Here is a 21965-nt window from a genome sequence, read left to right as displayed (position 1 = left end):
CGCAAATCAAATGAGGTAGAAAAATAGACCGCCCAGGTCATCAGGGCGCTACAGATGATGCCCAGCGCCACCCCGGCAAGCAACAGACGGCTCACCGAGAGATGACGGCGGGCGAAGCGCAACAGAATAAGGGTAACGATGAGCGCGCCGGCAATGGCACAGAGGCTCAGTTCCCCTCCTGACAGGGCTCCTCCCCCCAGCATCACAGCAGCAATCAACCCGACACCCGCCCCGTTCGAAACGCCCAGTAAGCCAGGCTCCGCCAGCGGATTATCAAACAGCGCCTGCATAATTGTCCCGCTTAGCGCCAGCGCAGCGCCCACCAGCACCACGGCCAGCGTGCGCGGCAGGCGGATTTGCCAGATAAAGAGCTCTCCCTGCGGCGTAAACCACGACTGCGGCCCGATCCACTGATCGCCCGCGCAAAGGCTCAGGCCCAGCGCGGTAATCAGCGCCAGCAGCAGTAAGAGCACTTTACGCAGATCGGAACGGTATTGCAGACGGGCAAATTCAGGCATTGGGATCATTTTGCGGGAGAAAGATGTAGTTGATTTTACGGTGGGTTTACAGCAGCGCAAAGAAAAAAGGCCGCTTTCGCGGCCTTTTTAGTTAGATCATCTCACTCTGCTTTGGGTGAAGCGTTTTCGACACGGCTTTTTAACTTCTGGCCGGGTCTGAAGGTCACCACGCGGCGAGCCGTAATGGGAATATCCTCACCCGTCTTCGGGTTACGACCCGGACGTTGATTCTTGTCGCGCAAATCAAAGTTACCAAAGCCGGAGAGTTTCACCTGCTCACCGTTTTCCAGAGCGCGACGGATCTCTTCGAAAAACAGCTCAACCAGCTCTTTGGCATCCCGTTTGCTAAGCCCAAGCTTATCAAACAGATATTCGGACATTTCAGCTTTTGTAAGCGCCATAGGTTCAATCCCTCAATGATGCCTGGAATCGCTCTTTTAATGCCTCTACACATTTGGCAACGGTAGCGGCAATCTCCTCTTCTTCGAGTGTACGGCTGGTATCCTGAAGGATCAGGCTGATAGCCAGGCTCTTAAAGCCCTCTGCCACGCCCTTGCCGCGGTACACGTCAAATAAGTTTACGCCAACTACCTGATTTACGCCAACTTTCTTACATTCGGCCAAAATATCTGCGGCAGGCACATTTTCGGCCACGACAACGGCGATATCACGACGGTTTGCCGGGAAGCGAGAAATCTCCTGAGCCTGAGGAATGACGCGGTCTGCGACCTTGTTCCACTCCAGCTCAAACGCCAGTGTACGGCCATTGAGATCGAGTTTGCGTTCCAGTTCCGGATGCACAACACCAATGAAACCAACGCGTTCACCTTTCAGATAAATCGCGGCACTTTGCCCCGGATGCAGCGCCGGAATAGCTTCAGCACGGAACTCAATTTCAGACAATTTACCGGTAAGTTCCAGTACAGCTTCCAGATCGCCTTTCAGATCGTAATAATCAACGCTGTTTTTACTGAGATCCCAGTGCTCTTCATAGCGGTTGCCGCAGATAGCGCCCGCCAGCATCAGATCCTGACGGATACCCAGGTTCGCCTGAGTGTCCGGCACAAAGCGCAGACCGGTTTCGAAAATGCGTACGCGGCTCTGCTGACGGTTCTGGTTGTAGACGATGGTAGTCAGCAGGCCGGTCAGCAGCGACAGGCGCATCGCGGACATCTCGCTGGAGATTGGGCTTGGCAGGATCAACGCTTCCTGGCCCGGGTGGATCAGCTGCTGCACTTTAGGGTCAACGAAGCTGTAGGTGATCACTTCCTGGTAACCTTTGTCGTTCAGCATGGTTTTCACACGCTTCAGAGAGAGGTCGGCTTCACGGTGGGAGCCCATCACCAGGCCAGCCTGTACCGGCTCATCAGGAATATTGTTGTAGCCGTAAACGCGGGCCACCTCTTCCACCAGATCTTCTTCGATCTCCATATCGAAACGCCAGCTTGGCGCAACGGCTGTCCACTGGTCCTGGCCTTCGGTTACTTCACAGCCCAGACGACGCAGAATGTCGCTCACCTGCGCATCGGCAATGTGGTGGCCAATCAGGCGATCCAGTTTGCTGCGGCGCAGGGTGATGGTCGCAGGCTTCGGCAGATGCGCCTCGCTGGTCACGTCAATAACCGGACCGGCTTCGCCACCGCAGATGTCGATCAGCAGGCGGGTAGCGCGCTCCATCGCTTTGTACTGCAGCGCCGGATCGACGCCGCGCTCATAGCGGTGAGAAGCGTCGGTATGCAGGCCGTGACGACGTGCGCGACCGGTAATGGAGAGCGGGCTGAAGAAGGCGCATTCCAGCAGCACGTTCTGGGTTTCATCGTTCACGCCGGAGTGGTCGCCGCCAAAGATGCCGCCCATCGCCAGCGCCTGGCCATGGTCGGCAATCACCAGCGTGTCGGCATTGAGTTTGGCTTCGCTGCCGTCGAGCAGAACCAGGGTCTCGCCCTCTTTCGCCATACGAACCACAATGCCGCCTTCAATGCGATCTTTATCGAACGCGTGCATTGGCTGACCCAGCTCCAGCAGAACGTAGTTGGTCACATCTACCACTGCATCAATGGAGCGGATGCCGCAGCGGCGCAGCTTCTCTTTCATCCACAGCGGAGTAGGCGCCTTAACGTTAATGCCTTTAACCACACGGCAAAGGTAGCGCGGACAGGCCTCTGGTGCGTCAACCTGAATCGATACCGTATCGTTGATGGTGGCAGCAACCGGTGCAATCTCTGGCACGTTCAGTTCGGTCTGGTTCAGCACAGCGACGTCGCGCGCAACGCCGATAATGCCTAAGCAGTCGGCACGGTTCGGCGTCACGCTGATTTCGATGGTGTTGTCATCGAGCTTCAGGTATTCGCGCAGGTCGGTACCGATCGGGGCATCTGCAGGCAGCTCAATGATGCCAGAGTGGTCGTCAGAAATACCCAGCTCAGAGTAAGAGCACAGCATGCCTTCAGATGGCTCGCCGCGCAGTTTCGCCGCTTTAATTTTGAAATCGCCAGGCAGTACCGCCCCAACGGTGGCCACGGCTACCTTCAGGCCCTGACGGCAGTTTGGCGCGCCGCAGACGATATCCAGCAGGCGTTCGCCGCCCACGTTCACTTTGGTGACACGCAGTTTGTCTGCATTCGGGTGCTGGCCGCACTCCACCACTTCACCCACAACGACGCCATTAAACGCACCTGCAACCGGCTCAACGCCGTCCACTTCCAGGCCTGCCATGGTGATCTGGTTAGAGAGCGCCTCGCTGTCGAGCGCGGTGTTTACCCATTCGCGTAACCACAGTTCACTGAATTTCATTGTTCTGTCCTGCCCTTATTTAAACTGTTTGAGGAAACGCAAATCGTTTTCGAAGAAAGCGCGTAAGTCGGTCACGCCATAACGCAGCATGGTCAGACGCTCCATCCCCATACCGAACGCAAAGCCGGAGTAAACTTCCGGATCGATGCCGACGTTACGCAGGACGTTCGGGTGCACCATGCCGCAGCCCAGCACTTCCAGCCATTTGCCGTTTTTACCCATCACGTCAACTTCGGCAGAAGGTTCAGTGAACGGGAAGTAGGAAGGACGGAAACGGATCTGCAGATCTTCTTCAAAGAAGTTGCTCAGGAAGTCGTGCAGAGTACCTTTCAGGTTGGTAAAGCTGATGTTTTTATCCACGATCAGCCCTTCCATCTGGTGGAACATCGGGGTGTGGGTCTGGTCGTAGTCGTTACGATAGACGCGGCCCGGCGCGATAATGCGGATTGGCGGCTGCTTCTCTTTCATGGTACGGATCTGTACGCCAGAGGTCTGGGTACGCAGCAGACGGGTAGCATCGAACCAGAAAGTGTCGTGGTCAGCACGTGCCGGGTGATGGCCTGGGATATTCAGGGCATCGAAGTTATGGTAATCGTCTTCGATTTCCGGGCCGGTCGCCACGGTAAAGCCGAGCTCACCGAAGAAACTTTCAATGCGGTCGATAGTCCGCGTGACCGGATGCAGACCACCGTTTTCAATACGACGACCCGGCAGGGAGACGTCGATGGTTTCTGCAGCCAGACGCGCATTCAGCGCAGCGCTTTCCAGCGCGTTTTTACGCTCGTTCAGCGCCTGCTGAACCTGCTCTTTGGCTTCGTTAATTACCGCACCTGCAGCCGGGCGCTCTTCTGGCGGCAATTCACGCAGGGTAGTCATTTGAAGGGTCAATTGCCCTTTCTTGCCCAGATATTCCACGCGGACATTGTCTAACGCGGCAACATCTGAGGCCTGGTTAATGGCGGCCGTTGCACTGGCAACCAGCTCTGCGAGATGTGACATGGTTTTCCTCGTTATGTAGCGATATTTACAAGCGGCAGATACGAAAAAAGCCTCCATCAGGAGGCTTTCTGGCGCTGTTTTCCGTTTCGTCTTTCACGCGCTAGCCTCCTGATGTCAGGTGCTAAAGTAAAAGAAGAAGCGGAAAATAGCAGCATTCATGCTTGCGTTACCTTGTGTGGTATGGGACCTGTCGCCCTATTGAAAAGGGTCGCCAGAAAATTGTCAATGTTTTGATGCTGTTGAAACGAAAAGAGGGAGCAGAGCTCCCCCTTTCAACTGGCTTATGCCAGAGCTGCTTTCGCTTTTTCGACCAGAGCGGTGAACGCTACTTTGTCGAATACTGCGATGTCAGCCAGGATCTTACGGTCGATTTCAACAGAGGCTTTTTTCAGGCCGTTGATGAATTTGCTGTAAGAAATACCGTTCTGACGTGCTGCTGCGTTGATACGCGCAATCCACAGTTGACGGAACTGACGCTTACGCTGACGACGGTCACGGTAAGCGTACTGACCTGCTTTGATAACAGCCTGGAAGGCAACGCGGTATACGCGTGAACGCGCACCGTAGTAGCCTTTAGCTTGTTTCAAAATTTTCTTGTGACGTGCACGTGCAATTACACCACGTTTTACGCGAGCCATGTGTGCTCTCCTGTATCTATTCTAAGGTAAAAAAGTTAAACGTTAACGACTTATGCGTACGGCAGGCACGCGATTACCAGGCCCAGATCGCCTTTAGAAACCATGGCTTTTGGACGCAGGTGACGTTTACGCTTGGTAGCTTTCTTAGTCAGAATGTGACGCAGGTTAGCGTGCTTGTGCTTAAAACCACCTTTACCGGTTTTTTTGAAGCGCTTAGCAGCACCGCGTACGGTCTTAATTTTTGGCATTTTAATAACTTCCACTTCGCATTGTTAAATAAACGAAACGTAGGCGAACAAAACCTGCGAAGCCTGTCGGCTCCACAGGAATTGCTACTTGAAGGCCTTACTGTTTCTTCTTAGGAGCGAGCACCATGATCATCTGGCGGCCTTCGATCTTCGTAGGGAAGGATTCGACTACTGCCAGTTCACTCAGATCGTCACGGACGCGGTTAAGCACTTCCATACCGATCTGTTGGTGGGCCATCTCACGACCGCGGAAACGCAGCGTGATCTTGGCCTTATCGCCATCTTCCAGAAAGCGAATCAGGCTGCGGAGTTTTACCTGATAATCGCCATCGTCGGTACCAGGACGGAATTTAATTTCCTTAACCTGGATAACTTTTTGCTTCTTCTTCTGTTCCTTAGAAGACTTACTCTTTTCATAAAGGAACTTGCCGTAGTCCATGATACGACAAACTGGCGGTTCGGCGTTAGGGCTGATTTCAACTAAATCTACTCCAGCTTCTTCAGCCTTTTCGATTGCTTCTCTCAGACTCACAATCCCCAGCTGCTCGCCTTCCAGACCTGTTAAGCGAACTTCCTGGGCGCGAATCTCGCCATTGATACGATTCGGACGTGCCGTTTGAACTCGTTTTCCGCCTTTAATACCTTATTCCTCCAGTTGTTGAAGACTGCGGCTGCGAATCTCTTGTTGCAGCTTCTCAATCACTTCACTTACGTCCAGGCTGCCCAGGTCTTTACCACGGCGGGTGCGAACGGCAACTTTGCCTGCTTCCACCTCTTTATCACCACAGACCAACATATACGGGACACGACGTAAAGTGTGCTCGCGGATTTTAAAGCCAATCTTCTCATTTCTCAAGTCTGCTTTTACGCGAATGCCCGCATTTTGTAGTTTCTGCGTCAATTCTTTAACGTAATCAGCCTGAGAATCGGTAATGTTCATCACCACTACCTGCACCGGCGCAAGCCAGGTTGGGAAGAAGCCAGCGAACTCTTCGGTCAGGATGCCGATGAAGCGCTCCAGAGAACCGAGAATCGCACGGTGAATCATTACCGGAACCTGACGCTCGTTGTCTTCGCCAACGTAAGAGGCGCTTAAACGCTGCGGCAGGGAGAAGTCCAGCTGTACAGTACCGCATTGCCATGCACGATCGAGGCAGTCATACAGGGTAAATTCAATTTTCGGACCGTAAAATGCGCCTTCGCCCAGCTGGTATTCAAACGGGATACCGTTCTCTTCCAGCGCGACGGCCAGGTCCGCCTCAGCACGATCCCAGGTCTCGTCACTGCCGATACGTTTTTCAGGACGAGTTGAGAGTTTGACCACGATCTTCTCGAAGCCAAAGGTGCTGTACATATCGTAGACCATACGAATACAGGCGTTAACTTCATCACGCACCTGATCTTCAGTACAGAAGATATGCGCGTCATCCTGCGTAAAGCCACGAACACGCATCAGGCCATGCAGCGCGCCTGATGGCTCGTTACGGTGGCAGCTACCGAACTCCGCCATACGCAGCGGCAAGTCGCGGTAGGATTTCAGACCCTGGTTGAAGATCTGAACGTGACCCGGACAGTTCATCGGCTTAATGCAGTATTCACGGTTCTCAGAAGAGGTGGTGAACATTGCATCTTTGTAGTTGTCCCAGTGGCCGGTTTTTTCCCACAGCACACGGTCCATCATGAACGGGCCTTTCACTTCCTGATACTGGTACTCTTTCAGCTTGGAGCGTACGAACGTCTCCAGTTCGCGGAAGATAGTCCAGCCATCGTTATGCCAGAACACCATACCCGGCGCCTCTTCCTGCATGTGATACAGGTCGAGCTGTTTACCGATTTTACGGTGGTCACGCTTCGCCGCTTCTTCCAGACGCTGCAGGTACGCGTTCAGGGCTTTTTTGTCGGCCCAGGCGGTACCGTAAATGCGTTGCAGCATCTTATTGTTGCTGTCGCCACGCCAGTAAGCGCCTGCGGTCTTCATCAGCTTGAAGTGATGGCAGAAACGCATGTTCGGCACGTGCGGTCCACGGCACATGTCGACATATTCTTCATGATGATACAAGCCAGGCTTATCATCATGGGCAATGTTTTCATCAAGAATAGTGACTTTATAGGTTTCACCACGCTTCACGAAGGTTTCACGCGCTTCGTGCCAGCTCACTTTCTTCTTAATGACGTCATAGTTGCTCTCAGCCAGCTCGTGCATACGCTTTTCGAGGGCTTCGATATCTTCCTGGGTCAGGGTGTGGTCAAGGTCAACGTCATAGTAGAAGCCGTTGTCGATAACCGGGCCGATAGCCATTTTGGTGTGAGGCCACAGCTGTTTGATCGCATGACCGAGCAGGTGTGCGCAGGAGTGACGAATGATCTCCAGACCTTCTTCGTCTTTCGCGGTGATGATCGACAGCTTCGCATCGTTTTCAATTAAATCGGAAGCATCAACCAGCTCACCATCTACGCGGCCAGCAATAGTGGCTTTCGCCAGTCCCGGGCCGATATCCAGCGCAACATCCATTGGGCTGACGGCGCGGTCAAAATGGCGTTGGCTGCCATCAGGAAGAGTAATAACAGGCATTTTATATCCTTATTTGCAGTGATGCCCCACACATAAGAGCATATGCAAAGAAAATAATCTTTAATTTACAGTGGATTGCAAAACCATCTGACCAACAATCGTCAAATTGGCCCGCAACCATGCACAGGATCGAAATCAGATAAATGACAATTTACGATCAGCCCGAAGATGGTAACACTAACAAAAGGGTGAAAACACCCTTTACAGGCAGAATGAACGCGTTAGTACTTTTGCATGAGTTTGACGTGGAATTTCAGACAGCTGCTCGCAATAGCGGGCTGCTAAGCTATTCTTGAAAAGGTCCTTCAACATTCCATGGGGCAAATTATGAACGTATCCAGCAAAACAGTCGTTATCCTGAACATTCTTTCTGCCACCGCCTTACTCGTCATTCTGGCAGATAAGTTTCACTGGTTTTGACGCGTGTTGTTGCAGGCGCCTGAGGATGTAGCATCCCGGTGAAGCGCAATTATCTTTGTTCTTTGGTAAACTCCATGAATCAATGAACAAGGATGATCGGATGCCAACGAAACGCTTTACAAAAAAACACTGGAAGATGGTGATTGTGTTAATCGCCATCTGCGTTGCCATGCTGTTATTACGCTGGGCGGCAATGCTTTGGGGTTAATCGTCTCGCCTTCCCCTACGCCATAACGGTATTTCGCGTCTTGTAGGTAATAATGGCGCGAATATAAAACCGCGTTCTATATAACTTTACAAAAATGACAAAAATAAAAAAACCGGTACATCAAAATCCGGTTTTTTTAGTGGCAATAACAGCCCGTAAATGAATGGAGATAATCTGACAAATCGATCAGGACCATTCACCGGCGACCAGTTTATGCACGTCGAATGCGTCATCCATGGACTGCCCGGTAGATTGCGAACCCGGGGCGATGTTTGATCCGGCTTCTACATCAGAGGCTTTGGTAATGCCGATTTGTGTAGAGGTGTCACTGGCAGAGTTATATACAGCGTCAGCGGCAAATGCGCCGAATGACAGTGCAGAAAGCACCAATGCTGCAGATGCAGTTGCGATTTTATTCATAATGTTTTTCTCTTACTGAATTAATACAGACCAACTTAAGGCAATATCTAGCCTGTGTTCATAGTTTAGATCTGGATCACACTTTTGCATAGTCAAAATATTTATCAATTCGTGTCAAATAAACTGAATAGTTAACGAAGCGAGGAATTATGGAGAGAATATGGAGATATCGGCTGCCGCTATATTCTAAAACAGTGTTTATTATTTATCAGCACAAAAATTAAAAACGGGCCAATATATTCTTGGCCCGCGATAATTACATTTTGTAGCCCAGAGAGACCGTGGTTCTGCGATCGGTGTGTTCTGGCGCAGACGCTGGCGGCTCGGAATTCCAGGTCACATTGTATGCAACTTTCAGCCCGAAATGGGCGTTGATTGCCACGTTGAGCGCGGTTTCGGAGTTGACGGTGGTGTCGTCAGCGCCAAAGACAGAAACGCCCTGGCTGAATTTCGCGTTATCGGTCATCTGCCATGCATAGGTTCCGGACGCGTAGCCCAGCGGCTGAGTTTCCGTGTCGCCGTCAGTGTATTCGTCATAACGTACGCCCGGACCAAATTCAAAGCGGAAGCTGTGTACCGGACCGTTCAGGAACTGCCGACCGTAACCGGCGGTCGCAACGTCACGCTCACGATAGCCGTTATAGCGATCGGTTAACCAGCTTGCCTGGCCAAACAGATAGTCATAGTCGGTCACATTGAAACGGCTACGCCCACCTACCGCATATTTCTCGGAAGAACGCTCATCGTTAGAAGAGGTGTTACTTGCGTTACCCCACAGCGACCAGGCGGTAGTATTGCCGTACCAGGTCAGGGTGGTGTCTGCGGTCAGGGAGGAGCTTTTCGTATTGCCCGATTGCGCCAGATAACCTGCGTTAAGGTTGCCTTCGAAGGGTTTCTGTGCAGTGGAGGGATCATCCATGACAGTAAAAACGGAATCATCGGCTGCTGCATTCATTGACGCAAGCAGGCCTCCCGCTAACATCATCGCAGCGGGTACTGTCTTTAAGAGCTTCATTTATAAAGAGTCCGTACAACAAAAAAAGAGACCATTACGGTCCCGGAAACTTTCTTGCGGATCAATGCCATGGGATCCTTGGAAAGGTAACAAATTATAAAAAGGCTCAAATAACATAGCAATGATTTCTTGTTTCATTTTTGGAATAAGAACGATCTCAAAGCCCTCTAATATTTATAAAAAACAGTCACGTTACGTAAAGATATTTATATTAGAAATCATATTGTTATTTCTTTCGCTTCTGTGGGTTCGGTGCCAGGCTTAATGCAAACCTCACTTACAGGAGATAAGCATGGATCGTATTTTTACGTTGACGCTCTCCCCTTCCCTGGACAGCGCTACCCTGACGGCACAAATCTATCCTGAAGGTAAACTCCGCTGCAGCGTGCCGGTCTTTGAGCCCGGCGGCGGCGGCATTAACGTCGCCCGCGCTATTACGCACCTTGGCGGAAAAGCCACAGCCATCTTCCCCGCGGGCGGTGCGACGGGCGAACATCTCGTCTCACTCCTTGCCGACGAGCAGGTTGCCGTCGATACGGTTGAGGCCCGGGACTGGACCCGGCAAAACCTGCATGTTCACGTTGAATCCTCTAACGAGCAATACCGCTTTGTGATGCCTGGTGCGACATTAAGCGAAGATGAGTTTCGCCAGCTTGAAGAGAAAGTGCTGGCCATCGAAAGCGGCGCATTGCTGGTTATCAGCGGCAGTCTGCCACCGGGTGTGAAAACCGAAAAACTGACGCAGCTGATCCGCGCTGCCCAGCAGAACGGCATTCGCTGCATTGTCGATAGCTCCGGGGAGGCGCTCAGCGCCGCGCTGACGCTTGGCAATATTGAGCTGGTAAAACCCAACCAGAAAGAGCTGAGCGCGCTGGTCAATCGTGACCTCAGCCAGCCGGACGATGTGCGTAAGGCCGCCGAGGAGTTAGTGAAAAGCGGCAAAGCGCGGCGGGTCGTCGTCTCCCTGGGACCGCAGGGGGCGCTGGCCGTTGATGAAACCGGCTCGGTACAAGTGGTACCGCCGCCGATGAAAAGCCAGAGCACCGTCGGCGCAGGTGACAGCATGGTCGGCGCCATGACCCTGAAACTGGCGCAGGGCGCATCCTTACGGGAGATGACCCAGTACGGGGTGGCAGCAGGCAGCGCGGCGACCATTAATCACGGTACCCGGCTCTGCTCGCTGGAAGACACGCAAAAAATATTCAAGTATCTGGCAAATGCGTAATGACAGCCCTCCCGGTTAGCCGGCGAGGGCGACAAATAGCATGAATCGACTATGCTAAAAAATTTCGGGATAACAACGAGGTGAATGATGAGCAGTGGAGAGATTGCGCGCTACGTGGTAACCATTAAAGTGCATGAAGATACGCTGACCGAGCTCAACGAAATGAACAACAACCTCACCCGCGGAGGTTTTTTACTGACCATGACTGACGATGAGGGCACGCTGCATGAGCTAGGCACCCATACTTATGGTCTGGTTACCCCGCTGAGTGAAGACGAGGTGAAGGCGCTGGCGTCGGGGCTGGTTGAGAGCGCAACCGGGAAAGAGCCGCAGGTAGAAGTCACGCGCTGGGAAAACTGGCAAAAAGAGCAACAATAAATGCCCGAGGGCCAACCAAACGGCCCAACTGTGCGTTAGCTCGTATTTTTTTACCATAGTTTCACGCTAACTTTATGATCTGGCAGACAACATGGGAGAGCGATCATGTGGCAGGCTATCAGTCATCTTTTGAGTGAACAGTTGGGCGAAGGTGAAATTGAACTGCGTAATGAGCTGCCAGGAGGCGAAATCCACGCCGCGTGGCATCTGCGCTATGCGGGCCTCGATCTCTTCGTAAAATGTGACGAACGTGAACTGTTACCGATATTCACAGCAGAAGCCGATCAGCTGGAACTGCTCTCCCGCAGCAAAACCGTATCTGTTCCTACAGTCCGGGCCGTCGGTAGCGATCGCGACTACAGTTTTCTGGTGATGGACTATCTCCCTCCCCGCCCGCTCGACGCGCATAATGCCTTTATTCTGGGGCAGCAAATCGCCCGCCTGCATCAGTGGAGCGAGCAACCACAGTTTGGCCTCGATTTTGACAACGACCTCTCCACCACGCCACAACCCAACGCTTGGCAGCGACGCTGGTCAACCTTCTTTGCCGAACAGCGCATCGGCTGGCAGCTGGAGCTGGCGGCGGAAAAAGGGCTGGCGTTCGGCAATATTGACGCCATTGTCGATCATATTCAGCAGCGCCTGGCCTCGCACCAGCCGCAGCCTTCGCTGCTGCATGGCGATTTATGGTCGGACAACTGCGCGCTGGGGCCGAACGGCCCCTACATCTTCGACCCGGCCTGTTACTGGGGAGACAGAGAGTGCGATCTCGCCATGCTGCCGCTCCATCCTGAACAGCCGCCGCAAATTTACGACGGCTACCAGTCGATATCACCCCTGCCGGCAGATTTTCTGGAAAGGCAACCGGTGTATCAGCTCTATACGCTGATGAACCGCGCCATTCTGTTTGGTGGGGAGCATATGGTGAATGCGCAGCGAGCGCTGGAGCGGGTACTGGCGGCATAACGCGCAGGCTGCCGGGCTTCAGCGCCCGGCAGCGAACGCTTAGATCAGGCCGAGCAGCGAAAACAGGAAATACCCGGCGACGATCATCAGCACGGGCAGCACGTAGAGCGTGAATATTTGCAGGAAAATAGTGTTATTCGGTACCACAATACGTGATTCGATCTGCTCACGGGTCAAGCCCTCCTCCCCTCTCGCTTTCTCCAGAATCAGCTGCGCCTCCAAACCTTCGCGGATCATGCGCGTCTGGCGGCGCATCCGCGCTCCCGAGGCCTGCAGCGCGAGGGCAATAAAGATCAGGGCAAAAATAATCCAGAACGCGATGTTTATCCCCTGCCGAAAATCAGGCGTGGGCGAGTTGTACCAGAAAAAGTTCAGGAATGGGGTATTGAACCGCATCATCTCAATCATGACATGGGCAAAATCAAGCATCACGGCATTAATCCCGGCCTGCTTCTCGCTGTGGTCATAGATAAATTTCAGAACAGAAATAATGGTCGAGATAACTGATGGGATAAAAATCACCCATCCGGCGATCTGTTTCAGTATCGCAACGCGACCAGCTTGTTGATATGTCATTGGTTCCTCATTATGAAATTACATCCTTTGTGGCTAAGTTTACCTGCTGGATCTCATTTTCGCCCGCTCTTTACTGGCGATATGCTAAATTGCCAGGGTGAGGTAGCGCTTACCGCTGCTAAAACCAACGAAAGGAGAGGTTGCATGTCGACGCCACGTCAAATTGTTGCTGCCATTTTTGATATGGATGGATTACTGATTGATTCTGAGCCGCTGTGGGATCGGGCTGAACTGGATGTAATGGCGAGCCTGGGTGTGGATATCAGCCGCCGTCACGAGCTGCCGGATACCCTCGGCCTGCGCATCGATATGGTGGTTGATCTCTGGTACGCCCACCAGCCGTGGGTAGGTCCAGGCCGGGATGAAGTGACCGATCGCATTATCAACCGCGCCATTACGCTGGTGGAAGAGACCCGTCCCTTACTCAAAGGCGCGCGTGAGGCCGTATTACTCTGTAAAGAGCAGGGACTGAAGGTCGGTCTGGCCTCCGCCTCGCCGCTGCATATGCTGGAGAAGGTACTGATCATGTTCGATCTGCGCGACAGCTTCGACGCGCTGGCCTCGGCAGAAAAGCTCCCGTACAGCAAGCCGCATCCGCAGGTCTATATGGATTGCGCCGCGAAACTGGGCGTCGACCCGACCGCCTGCGTGGCGCTGGAAGACTCGGTAAATGGCATGATTGCCAGTAAAGCGGCCCGGATGCGCTCAATTGTTGTGCCTGCGGAAGAGAACCAGCACGACGCGCGTTACGCACTGGCCGATGTCAAACTGACCTCCCTGCAGGCGCTTACCGTGGCGCATCTGCGCGGGTAATGGTCACTGGCGGGCAGCACCCTGTTGCCCGCAAACATGACCGCCTTAAAAATTTTTGAAACACCATTTCATTTTAATTTGATCTTCCTGATAACTGATTCTATGCTTACCTCAGAACAACTATACCCCCCTACACACTGAGGTCTGTATGATACTGGATGCCTTTAATCTTTCAGGAAAAGTTGCCATCGTTACCGGCTGTGATACCGGCCTCGGCCAGGGCATGGCGCTGGGTCTGGCCCAGGCTGGATGCGATATTGTCAGCGTCAATCGCCGCGTTCCGGAAGAGACCGCCGCAGGCGTGAAGGCGCTGGGGCGCCGGTTTCTGGCTATTCAGGCCGACCTCAGCAAGCAGGATGCCATTGAAAGTCTGGTTGAACAGGCGGTGACCGGCATGGGGCGGGTCGATATCCTGGTGAATAACGCCGGAACCATTCGCCGGGAAGATGCGTTGAACTTCAGTGAGAAAGACTGGGATGATGTGATGAACCTCAACCTGAAGTCGGTCTTTTTCCTCTCTCAGGCCGTGGCCCGCCAGTTTATTGCCCAGGGGCAAGGGGGCAAAATTATCAATATCGCTTCCATGCTCTCCTTCCAGGGGGGGATCCGCGTTCCCTCTTATACCGCGTCAAAAAGCGGCGTGCTGGGGCTCACCCGGCTGCTAGCCAACGAGTGGGCACAACATGGTATTAACGTAAATGCCATCGCCCCGGGGTACATGGCGACCAACAACACCCAGCAGCTACGCGACGACGAACAGCGCAGCAAAGAGATCCTCGACCGTATTCCGGCGGGTCGCTGGGGCAAGCCGGACGATCTCCAGGGCCCGGCGGTATTTCTGGCCTCTTCCGCCTCGGACTATGTGAACGGTTATACCCTTGCCGTCGATGGTGGCTGGCTGGCGCGTTAACAGCTTTGTGACAAAGAGTTACACCGTCACTACTTCCGTATACTGTATAAAATCCCTATACTGGATGCATCGACAGTTTAGTGGGTTTTATCATGACGGCGGAAGGTCATCTGCTTTTTTCTCTCGCCTGCGCAGTGTTTGCCAAGAACGCTGAGCTTACACCAGTGCTGGCGCAGGGTGACTGGTGGCATATTGTGCCATCGGCGGTTTTGACCTGCCTGTTACCGGATATCGATCATCCTAAGTCGCTGCTCGGGCAGCGGCTGAAGTGGATCTCCAAACCCATTGCCCGCGCCTGCGGCCATCGTGGCTTTACCCACAGCCTGCTGGCGGTGTTCGCCGCCCTGACCCTCTTCTATTTAAAAGTACCGGATAGCTGGCTCATCCCCGCAGACGCCATTCAGGGAATGGTGCTGGGTTACCTGAGCCATATCCTGGCCGACATGCTCACCCCGGCTGGGGTTCCCCTCCTCTGGCCCTGCCGCTGGCGTTTTCGTTTGCCTATCCTCCGGCCGCAAAAAGGTAACCAGCTGGAGCGTGCGCTGTGCATGGCGCTGTTTGCCTGGGCCGTCTGGATGCCACAGACGCTGCCTGAAAACGGCGCCGTGCGCTGGTCTTCACACATGATCAATTCGCTGCAATTTCAGTTCAACCGCTTTATTCATCTGCAAAGTGAGCAGTAACTGGACAAACTTAACCGTTTTGGCATAACCCATTCCATTTGGATATAAGCGACTGGATCACACTTCTGCTAACCTTGCGCCAACAAGGTCGGACTGATACCGATCTGATATTAAATCAGGAGAACGGGGATGAATTTTCCATTAATCGCGAACATTGTGGTGTTCGTCGGCCTACTGCTGTTGCTGGCGCAGGCGCGTCATAAACAGTGGAGCCTGGCTAAAAAAGTGCTGGTCGGACTGGTCATGGGCGTTGTCTTTGGCCTGGCGCTGCAGGCCATTTACGGTTCCAGCAATCCGGTACTGAAAGAGTCTATTCAGTGGTTTAACGTTGTCGGTAACGGCTATGTACAGCTGCTGCAGATGATCGTCATGCCGCTGGTCTTCGCCTCTATTCTGAGCGCGGTTGCCCGTCTGCATAACGCCTCCCAGCTGGGGAAAATCAGCTTTCTGACCATCGGTACGCTGCTGTTTACTACGCTTATCGCGGCGCTGGTCGGTGTGCTGGTCACCAACCTGTTTGGCCTGACGGCAGAAGGCCTGGTGCAGGGCACCGCGGAGACCGCGCGCCTGACCGCCATCGAGACCAACTATGCGGGTAAAGTGGCGGATCTCACCGTTCCGCAGATGCTGCTCTCCTTTATCCCGAAAAACCCGTTTGCCGATCTGACCGGGGCCAACCCGACGTCTATCATCAGCGTGGTAATTTTTGCCGCCTTCCTGGGCGTAGCTGCCCTGAAGCTGCTGAAAGATGATGCGCCGAAAGGCCAGCGCGTACTGACCGCCATCGATACCCTGCAGAGCTGGGTGATGAAGCTGGTGCGTCTGGTGATGCAGCTGACCCCGTATGGCGTTCTGGCGCTGATGACCAAAGTGGTTGCGGGCTCGAACCTCCAGGACATCATCAAGCTGGGTAGTTTCGTGGTGGCCTCGTATCTCGGTCTGGGCATTATGTTTGTGGTTCACGCCATTCTGCTCAGCGTAAACGGCGTCAGCCCGCTGAAATACTTCCGCAAAGTGTGGCCGGTACTGACCTTCGCCTTTACCAGCCGCTCCAGCGCCGCCTCCATTCCACTGAACGTGGAAGCGCAGACCCGTCGTCTGGGCGTGCCGGAATCGATTGCCAGCTTCTCTGCCTCCTTCGGTGCAACGATTGGCCAGAACGGTTGTGCGGGTCTCTATCCTGCCATGCTGGCGGTGATGGTTGCCCCAACGGTTGGGATTAACCCGCTGGATCCGGTATGGATTGCGACCCTGGTGGGGATTGTCACCGTGAGCTCTGCCGGTGTGGCCGGTGTGGGCGGCGGCGCAACCTTCGCGGCACTGATTGTTCTGCCTGCGATGGGTCTCCCGGTAACGCTGGTGGCTCTGCTGATCTCCGTTGAACCGTTGATCGACATGGGGCGTACCGCACTGAACGTCAGCGGCTCCATGACCGCCGGGACGCTGACCAGCCAGTGGCTGAAGCAGACCGACAAAACTATCCTGGCAAGTGAAGATGACGCGGAGCTCGCGCACCGTTAATCGCCTTCTGAGTTAAAAAAAACCGCCTTCAGTAATGACGGCGGTTTTTTTATCTCTGTTAATCCTCAACCTCTTCATCCTGACGGACCTGTAGCGCCCAGCGCTGGGCTGATTCCGGTACGGTAAAAGCTGGAGAACGACGAAAACGCTCCCCGATCAGCACAAAGGCCACATATTTGCCGCGTAACAGCCAGACGTCACGAAAGCCATCCATTTTGGTGGCATGTTCTGGCGGCGCAGGTTCAACGCGAGGCTGGTAACTGATCACAGGGCGGTTTTGTTGGCGAAGAGGTTTCATAAGCAGCAGTTTCACTAAACAAACATAAAAATCAGCAAATTCTTATCATAGCCGATTGCCCCTCCTGCGTCGCGCCTCACGTGTCTTATGCAACATAAGCTCTGACCTTAGATCGGCCTTTCACCCGGTTTATAACCCGTAATGTTCTATAGTTATTGAGTTTTGACGCAAAAACGGCCGCATTTCAGCAATGAAAAGGAGACGAGTGCAATGTCGCAAAATGATAAGACCCATAAACCTGAACAGTCCCCGCTTCACGATGCCAGCGAAGCGAAACCCGGAATGGACTCGCTGGCCCCGGCAGACGGTTCTCACCGCGCAAGTCCAGTCCCTACTCCGCCAGGCCAGGAGCCGACGGCCCCCGGCAGCATGAAGGCACCTGATACCGGCAACCAGAAACTGAATGCGCTGGAGGGGGTTCGCAAAGGGGGAGAAAACTTCCCGTTGACCACCAACCAGGGCGTGCGTATCAGTGACGATCAGAACTCCCTTCGTGCCGGTACGCGCGGTCCCACCCTGCTGGAAGACTTTATCCTGCGGGAGAAGATAACCCACTTTGACCATGAACGTATCCCGGAGCGCATCGTACACGCCCGCGGCTCCGCCGCACACGGCTATTTCCAGCCTTACAAAAGCCTGAAAGAGATTACTAAAGCCGATTTCCTGTCGGATCCGGATAAAATCACGCCGGTTTTTGTACGCTTTTCCACGGTACAGGGCGGCGCAGGTTCCGCCGACACGGTGCGCGATATTCGCGGTTTCGCCACCAAGTTTTACACCGATGAAGGCGTTTTTGATCTGGTGGGCAACAACACACCGATCTTCTTTATTCAGGACGCACACAAGTTCCCCGATTTTGTTCACGCCGTAAAACCGGAACCTCACTGGGCTATTCCCCAGGGCCAGAGCGCACACGATACCTTCTGGGATTACGTGTCGCTGCAGCCGGAAACCCTGCACAACGTGATGTGGGCGATGTCCGACCGCGGCATTCCGCGCAGCTACCGCACCATGGAGGGCTTTGGCATTCATACCTTCCGGCTGATTAACGCCGAAGGCAAAGCCACCTTTGTGCGCTTCCACTGGAAACCGGTCGCCGGTAAAGCCTCGCTGGTATGGGATGAGGCGCAAAAGCTCACCGGGCGCGATCCAGACTTCCATCGCCGCGATCTGTGGGAATCCATTGAAGCGGGCGACTTCCCGGAATTTGAGCTCGGTTTCCAGCTGATCCCGGAAGAGGACGAGTTCAAGTTTGATTTTGATATCCTCGATCCGACCAAGCTCATTCCCGAAGAGCTGGTGCCGGTTCAGCTGGTGGGCAAAATGGTGCTCAACCGTAACCCGGACAACTTCTTTGCCGAAAACGAGCAGGCCGCGTTCCACCCTGGACATATTGTCCCCGGGATGGACTTCACCAACGACCCATTACTGCAGGGGCGTCTGTTCTCCTATACCGATACGCAAATCAGTCGTCTGGGCGGGCCTAACTTCCACGAGATCCCGATCAACCGACCAACCTGCCCGTACCATAATTTCCAGCGGGACGGGATGCACCGCATGGAGATCGACACCAATCCGGCGAACTACGAGCCAAACTCGATCAACGACAACTGGCCGCGCGAAACGCCGCCGGGGCCAAAACGGGGCGGATTCGAGTCCTATCAGGAGCGCGTGGAGGGATCGAAGATCCGCGAGCGTAGCCCCTCTTTCGCCGAATACTATGCCCATCCGCGCCTGTTCTGGCAGAGCCAGACGCCCGTTGAGCAGGATCATATCGTGGGCGCCTTCAGCTTTGAGCTGAGCAAAGTGGTGCGGGCCTATATCCGCGAGCGGGTGGTCGATCAGCTGGCCCATATCGATATCACTCTGGCCCAGAAGGTGGCGGACAATCTGGGCATCACCCTTACCGACGAGCAGCGTAACCTGGCTCCGCCGCAGGATGTGAACGGCATACAAAAGGATCCTTCCCTCAGCCTGTATGCTGTTCCTGGCGGCGATATCAAAGGCCGTGTGGTGGCAGTATTGCTGAACGATACTCCACGGGCCAGCGATGTGCTGGCGGTGCTCCAGGCACTCAAAGCCAAAGGCGTCCATGCCAAACTGCTCTATTCGCGCATGGGTGAAGTCACCGCCGATGACGGCTCGGTGCTGCCAGTGGCGGCTACCTTCGCCGGTTCACCGTCGTTGACCGTCGATGCGGTCGTCGTGCCGTGCGGCGATATTCAGAGCCTGCTGAATAACGGCGACGCGGCTTACTATCTGCTGGAAGCGTACAAGCATCTCAAGCCGATTGCGCTGGCTGGCGATGCCCGTCAGTTTAAGCCGCTGCTGAAGGTGGCAGATCAGGGCGAAGAGGGTATCGTCGAAGGCGATACGGCTGCGGGTGCATTTATGGATGAACTGACGTTGCTGATGGCGGCGCACCGGGTATGGTCGCGCAGCAGTAAGATTGACCAAATACCTGCGTAAAAAAAGCCGGGTGGCGCTTGCGCTTACCCGGCCTACGGTTCCGTGTAATTTGCTAACCGGATAAAACCCGGCGCAAGGTTCCATTGAAGTTGTAGGCCGGGTAAGGCGAAGCCGCCACCCGGCATTTCCTCACAGATCCCCGAACGTTCCCAGACGATACCCGCGCTCGGCAATCGCATACTTCAGCGACGTCGAGGTCAGCACCTCCATCTCCGTCAGTCGTGGCCAGCAGTAAGCGCTTTTACGGATCGTATTGTCGATAAAGGCCGGATGCGCCATCACCTCCAGCGACCGCTCTCCCTGCTGTACGGACCTGTCCAGTACGCTTAAAAACAGCGCTTCACTGATTTCATCGCCATAAAATGCGCTACTGAAACCGTCCGTCGTGGGCGGCAGATCGCCCCCCATTTCGCCGGGCATGTCGACCTGACGATCCACACGCAGCGCCACCCCTTTGCGGCGGGCAAACTCGGCCACCAGCGGGAAGATGGCCGGGATCATATGCACGTGATGATGGCTGTCGATATGGGTCGGTTCGCGCCCGAAGAGATCGACGAAGCGATTGAACTGACAGTCCAGTTCGCGGGCGATCTCCTCCAGGGGTAACGTCCCCTCCTCTGCCATCTCCCAGATCCATTTGCCCAACACCCCCTCCCGGGTCAGCCCTGGCATAGCGGTCAGCGGCATACCAAGGGTCAGAACAAAGTGCATGCCCACGCCCAGATCGGGCAGATCCCGGCTGAGCGCCGCGGCGTGCTCAATGGCTTCACCGTTCACCATCGCGGTGGTGGAGGTCACCACGCCGTGCCGACAGGCTTCCACGATGCCGTAGTTCTGCCCTTTTGAGAGGCCAAAATCATCGGCATTGACGATCAGCAGATATTCCATAGCGATCCCTCTTAGTGCTGCTCGCTTTTCAGTTTATCGATCGTGGCGGCGAAATTCGGCAGCCATTTTTCATGGGCCAGGATCAGATCCCGCGCCAGCTTCTCGGCATCACGATCGGACTGCACCAGCGGGCTCAGGTTCAGCGCCAGCAGCACGTCGTTCAGCTCGCCGCTGATGGCCGCCTGGCTTGCCGCCACTTCAAAGCCCTTGATGGTGTGGATGAGGCCCATCACTTTGTCATCGAAATGGGTCAGTCGCGGATGTGGCTTCGCCCCGTCACGGCCCAGGATGCAGGTCATCTCCACCGCCCAGTCCGCCGGGATGTTATCGATGTGGCCGTGGTGCGGCACGTTGACGTAGTGTTCCGCCTGCTTGTCGTTGTAGATAGCGTTGATTACTTCGCAGGCCGCATCGGAGTAGTACGCTCCGCCGCGCTGCTCCAGCTCTTTCGGCTTCACGTCCAGATCCGGGTTCTTATAGAGCTCGAACAGCTGTTTTTCCACCTTCTGCACCACCTGCGCGCGGGCACCGCCTTTGTAGTATTCGCCCATCTCGATCGCCAGCATCTCTTTCAGCTTGAAGTAGTAGAGCAGATAGGAGCATGGCAGCAGATTCAGGGAGCGGATGAGCCCTTCGCTAAACGGCAGGTCAAAGATGTTCTTCACCGAACTTGCTTTCAGAGTGCCGCTGGCAACGCCATCCAGCAGCTCCGGGAAACGTGATTTGCCGTTGACCAGGACATCCTTGATAAAGACCATGTGGTTCAGGCCAAACAGGTCGATAGAGAGGTCGTCGTTGTCGGTCAGGGCCAGCACGTCGTGAATAAACATCTTCATGCCGATAGGGATATTGCAGACCCCAATGAAGCGTTTGAACCCGGTATGGCGATAGACCGCTTCGGTGACCATCCCGGCCGGGTTGGTGAAGTTAATCACCCACGCCTGAGGGCAAATCTCCTGTACATCTTTAATGATGTCGAACACCACCGGAATGGTGCGCAGCCCTTTGAACAGGCCGCCTGCACCGTTGGTCTCCTGGCCCAGATAGCCGTAGCTCAGCGGGATACGCTCATCCAGCTCGCGCGCTTTCAGCTGGCCGACACGCAGCTGCGTCGTCACGAAATCGGCATCTTTCAGCGCCTGACGACGGTCGAGGGTTTTATGCACGGTCATCGGCACGCCCGCTTTTTTCACCATACGCTGGCACAGGTCGAAAATAATATCGAGCTTCTCCTGGCCCTCGGCCACGTCAACCAGCCACAATTCGCTGACCGGCAGTTCATGATAACGCTTAAGGAAGCCTTCCAGTAATTCCGGGGTGTAGCTGCTTCCGCCGCCGATGGTCACTACTTTAAGTTTCTTTTGCATAATATTCTCCCTGGAGATCCGCTTTTTAAGTATAGCGATC

General features: G+C 54.4%; 25 protein-coding genes and 1 other annotated feature. Of the genes, 10 read left to right on the top strand and 15 right to left on the bottom strand.

Annotation, left to right across the window (positions count from 1 at the left end):
* The 9 genes from WFM46_RS17410 to thrS all read right to left on the bottom strand — a co-directional run.
* Positions 1-518, bottom strand: a 518-nt coding sequence (locus tag WFM46_RS17410) for an iron chelate uptake ABC transporter family permease subunit (protein WP_336998124.1), incomplete at its 3' end; no start/stop codon positions are given.
* Between the two features lie 101 nt (positions 519-619).
* Positions 620-919, bottom strand: a complete 300-nt coding sequence (ihfA, locus tag WFM46_RS17405) for an integration host factor subunit alpha (protein ID WP_006820203.1) — start codon at positions 917-919, stop codon at positions 620-622.
* Positions 920-923: 4 nt separating this feature from the next.
* A complete protein-coding gene (pheT, locus tag WFM46_RS17400) occupies positions 924-3311 on the bottom strand; it encodes a phenylalanine--tRNA ligase subunit beta (RefSeq protein WP_336998123.1) in 2388 nt (795 codons plus the stop codon).
* Between the two features lie 15 nt (positions 3312-3326).
* Entirely contained in the window at positions 3327-4310 is a 984-nt protein-coding gene (gene pheS, locus WFM46_RS17395; RefSeq protein ID WP_103179306.1) for a phenylalanine--tRNA ligase subunit alpha, read from the bottom strand.
* Positions 4311-4350: 40 nt separating this feature from the next.
* Positions 4351-4474 (bottom strand) — a sequence feature (Phe leader region).
* On the bottom strand, positions 4425-4469 hold the full coding sequence (pheM, locus tag WFM46_RS17390; RefSeq protein WP_001386830.1) for a pheST operon leader peptide PheM: 45 nt from the start codon (positions 4467-4469) through the stop codon (positions 4425-4427). (Overlaps the previous feature by 45 nt.)
* A gap of 117 nt (positions 4475-4591) precedes the next feature.
* Entirely contained in the window at positions 4592-4948 is a 357-nt protein-coding gene (rplT, locus tag WFM46_RS17385; RefSeq protein WP_000124850.1) for a 50S ribosomal protein L20, read from the bottom strand.
* Positions 4949-4998: 50 nt separating this feature from the next.
* Positions 4999-5196 (bottom strand): 50S ribosomal protein L35, encoded by a 198-nt coding sequence (rpmI, locus tag WFM46_RS17380; RefSeq protein WP_001124225.1) that lies wholly within the window; start codon positions 5194-5196, stop codon positions 4999-5001.
* Positions 5197-5293: 97 nt separating this feature from the next.
* Complete coding sequence (gene infC / locus WFM46_RS17375) at positions 5294-5836, bottom strand: translation initiation factor IF-3 (RefSeq protein ID WP_023616141.1); 543 nt, start codon at positions 5834-5836, stop codon at positions 5294-5296.
* A 3-nt stretch (positions 5837-5839) separates the two neighbouring features.
* Positions 5840-7768 (bottom strand): threonine--tRNA ligase, encoded by a 1929-nt coding sequence (gene thrS / locus WFM46_RS17370; RefSeq protein WP_103179305.1) that lies wholly within the window; start codon positions 7766-7768, stop codon positions 5840-5842.
* Positions 7769-8083: 315 nt separating this feature from the next.
* Here thrS and yncL point away from each other — a divergent pair, with 315 nt between their 5' ends.
* Together yncL and yniD are read left to right on the top strand one after the other, a co-directional pair.
* Entirely contained in the window at positions 8084-8188 is a 105-nt protein-coding gene (gene yncL / locus WFM46_RS17365) for a stress response membrane protein YncL (RefSeq protein WP_309236337.1), read from the top strand.
* A 100-nt stretch (positions 8189-8288) separates the two neighbouring features.
* Entirely contained in the window at positions 8289-8396 is a 108-nt protein-coding gene (gene yniD / locus WFM46_RS17360) for a small membrane protein YniD (protein WP_103179303.1), read from the top strand.
* A 186-nt stretch (positions 8397-8582) separates the two neighbouring features.
* On the opposite strand, the gene WFM46_RS17355 is transcribed toward yniD, so the two are convergent.
* Together WFM46_RS17355 and WFM46_RS17350 are read right to left on the bottom strand one after the other, a co-directional pair.
* The gene (locus WFM46_RS17355; protein ID WP_156654356.1) at positions 8583-8816 is read right to left on the bottom strand and encodes a hypothetical protein; all 234 of its coding nucleotides are present in this window, start codon (positions 8814-8816) and stop codon (positions 8583-8585) included.
* Between the two features lie 256 nt (positions 8817-9072).
* Entirely contained in the window at positions 9073-9831 is a 759-nt protein-coding gene (locus tag WFM46_RS17350; RefSeq protein ID WP_103179301.1) for a DUF481 domain-containing protein, read from the bottom strand.
* Between the two features lie 292 nt (positions 9832-10123).
* On the opposite strand from WFM46_RS17350, the gene pfkB reads away from it, so the two are divergent.
* The 3 genes from pfkB (at position 10124) to WFM46_RS17335 (ending at position 12400) form a co-directional block, all read left to right on the top strand.
* Positions 10124-11056 (top strand): 6-phosphofructokinase II, encoded by a 933-nt coding sequence (gene pfkB / locus WFM46_RS17345; RefSeq protein WP_103179300.1) that lies wholly within the window; start codon positions 10124-10126, stop codon positions 11054-11056.
* Between the two features lie 87 nt (positions 11057-11143).
* Positions 11144-11434: a type V toxin-antitoxin system endoribonuclease antitoxin GhoS gene (gene ghoS / locus WFM46_RS17340; RefSeq protein WP_336998125.1), complete on the top strand. Its 291-nt coding sequence runs from the start codon at positions 11144-11146 to the stop codon at positions 11432-11434.
* Positions 11435-11539: 105 nt separating this feature from the next.
* Positions 11540-12400: a fructosamine kinase family protein gene (locus WFM46_RS17335; protein ID WP_103179298.1), complete on the top strand. Its 861-nt coding sequence runs from the start codon at positions 11540-11542 to the stop codon at positions 12398-12400.
* Positions 12401-12439: 39 nt separating this feature from the next.
* Here WFM46_RS17335 and WFM46_RS17330 read toward each other — a convergent pair whose 3' ends face one another.
* Positions 12440-12976, bottom strand: a complete 537-nt coding sequence (locus WFM46_RS17330; RefSeq protein ID WP_336998122.1) for a YniB family protein — start codon at positions 12974-12976, stop codon at positions 12440-12442.
* A 144-nt stretch (positions 12977-13120) separates the two neighbouring features.
* Between WFM46_RS17330 and hxpB the strand changes: the two genes are divergently transcribed.
* The 4 genes from hxpB (at position 13121) to WFM46_RS17310 (ending at position 16903) form a co-directional block, all read left to right on the top strand.
* Entirely contained in the window at positions 13121-13789 is a 669-nt protein-coding gene (gene hxpB, locus WFM46_RS17325) for a hexitol phosphatase HxpB (protein WP_103179296.1), read from the top strand.
* 148 nt (positions 13790-13937) lie between these two features.
* Positions 13938-14699, top strand: a complete 762-nt coding sequence (kduD, locus tag WFM46_RS17320) for a 2-dehydro-3-deoxy-D-gluconate 5-dehydrogenase KduD (RefSeq protein WP_336998121.1) — start codon at positions 13938-13940, stop codon at positions 14697-14699.
* 92 nt (positions 14700-14791) lie between these two features.
* Complete coding sequence (locus WFM46_RS17315) at positions 14792-15382, top strand: metal-dependent hydrolase (protein ID WP_103179294.1); 591 nt, start codon at positions 14792-14794, stop codon at positions 15380-15382.
* A gap of 129 nt (positions 15383-15511) precedes the next feature.
* On the top strand, positions 15512-16903 hold the full coding sequence (locus tag WFM46_RS17310; RefSeq protein ID WP_336998120.1) for an L-cystine transporter: 1392 nt from the start codon (positions 15512-15514) through the stop codon (positions 16901-16903).
* A 58-nt stretch (positions 16904-16961) separates the two neighbouring features.
* On the opposite strand, the gene cedA is transcribed toward WFM46_RS17310, so the two are convergent.
* On the bottom strand, positions 16962-17216 hold the full coding sequence (cedA, locus tag WFM46_RS17305) for a cell division activator CedA (RefSeq protein WP_103179292.1): 255 nt from the start codon (positions 17214-17216) through the stop codon (positions 16962-16964).
* Between the two features lie 195 nt (positions 17217-17411).
* Here cedA and katE point away from each other — a divergent pair, with 195 nt between their 5' ends.
* Positions 17412-19670 (top strand): catalase HPII, encoded by a 2259-nt coding sequence (gene katE, locus WFM46_RS17300; protein ID WP_336998119.1) that lies wholly within the window; start codon positions 17412-17414, stop codon positions 19668-19670.
* Positions 19671-19799: 129 nt separating this feature from the next.
* Here the strand turns inward: katE and chbG are convergent, their stop codons facing one another.
* Both chbG and WFM46_RS17290 read right to left on the bottom strand, forming a co-directional pair.
* Positions 19800-20558, bottom strand: coding sequence for a chitin disaccharide deacetylase (gene chbG / locus WFM46_RS17295; protein ID WP_336998118.1), 759 nt, complete (start codon positions 20556-20558; stop codon positions 19800-19802).
* An 11-nt stretch (positions 20559-20569) separates the two neighbouring features.
* A complete protein-coding gene (locus WFM46_RS17290) occupies positions 20570-21925 on the bottom strand; it encodes a 6-phospho-beta-glucosidase (RefSeq protein ID WP_263950927.1) in 1356 nt (451 codons plus the stop codon).
* Positions 21926-21965: the final 40 nt, after the last annotated feature.

Origin of the sequence: Leclercia sp. M50 (genome assembly GCF_037150775.1) — a bacterium.
Taxonomy (GTDB): Bacteria; Pseudomonadota; Gammaproteobacteria; order Enterobacterales; family Enterobacteriaceae; genus Enterobacter.
Note: the sequence above shows the minus strand (reverse complement) of the source record. Positions and strands in the feature narration are given on the sequence as shown.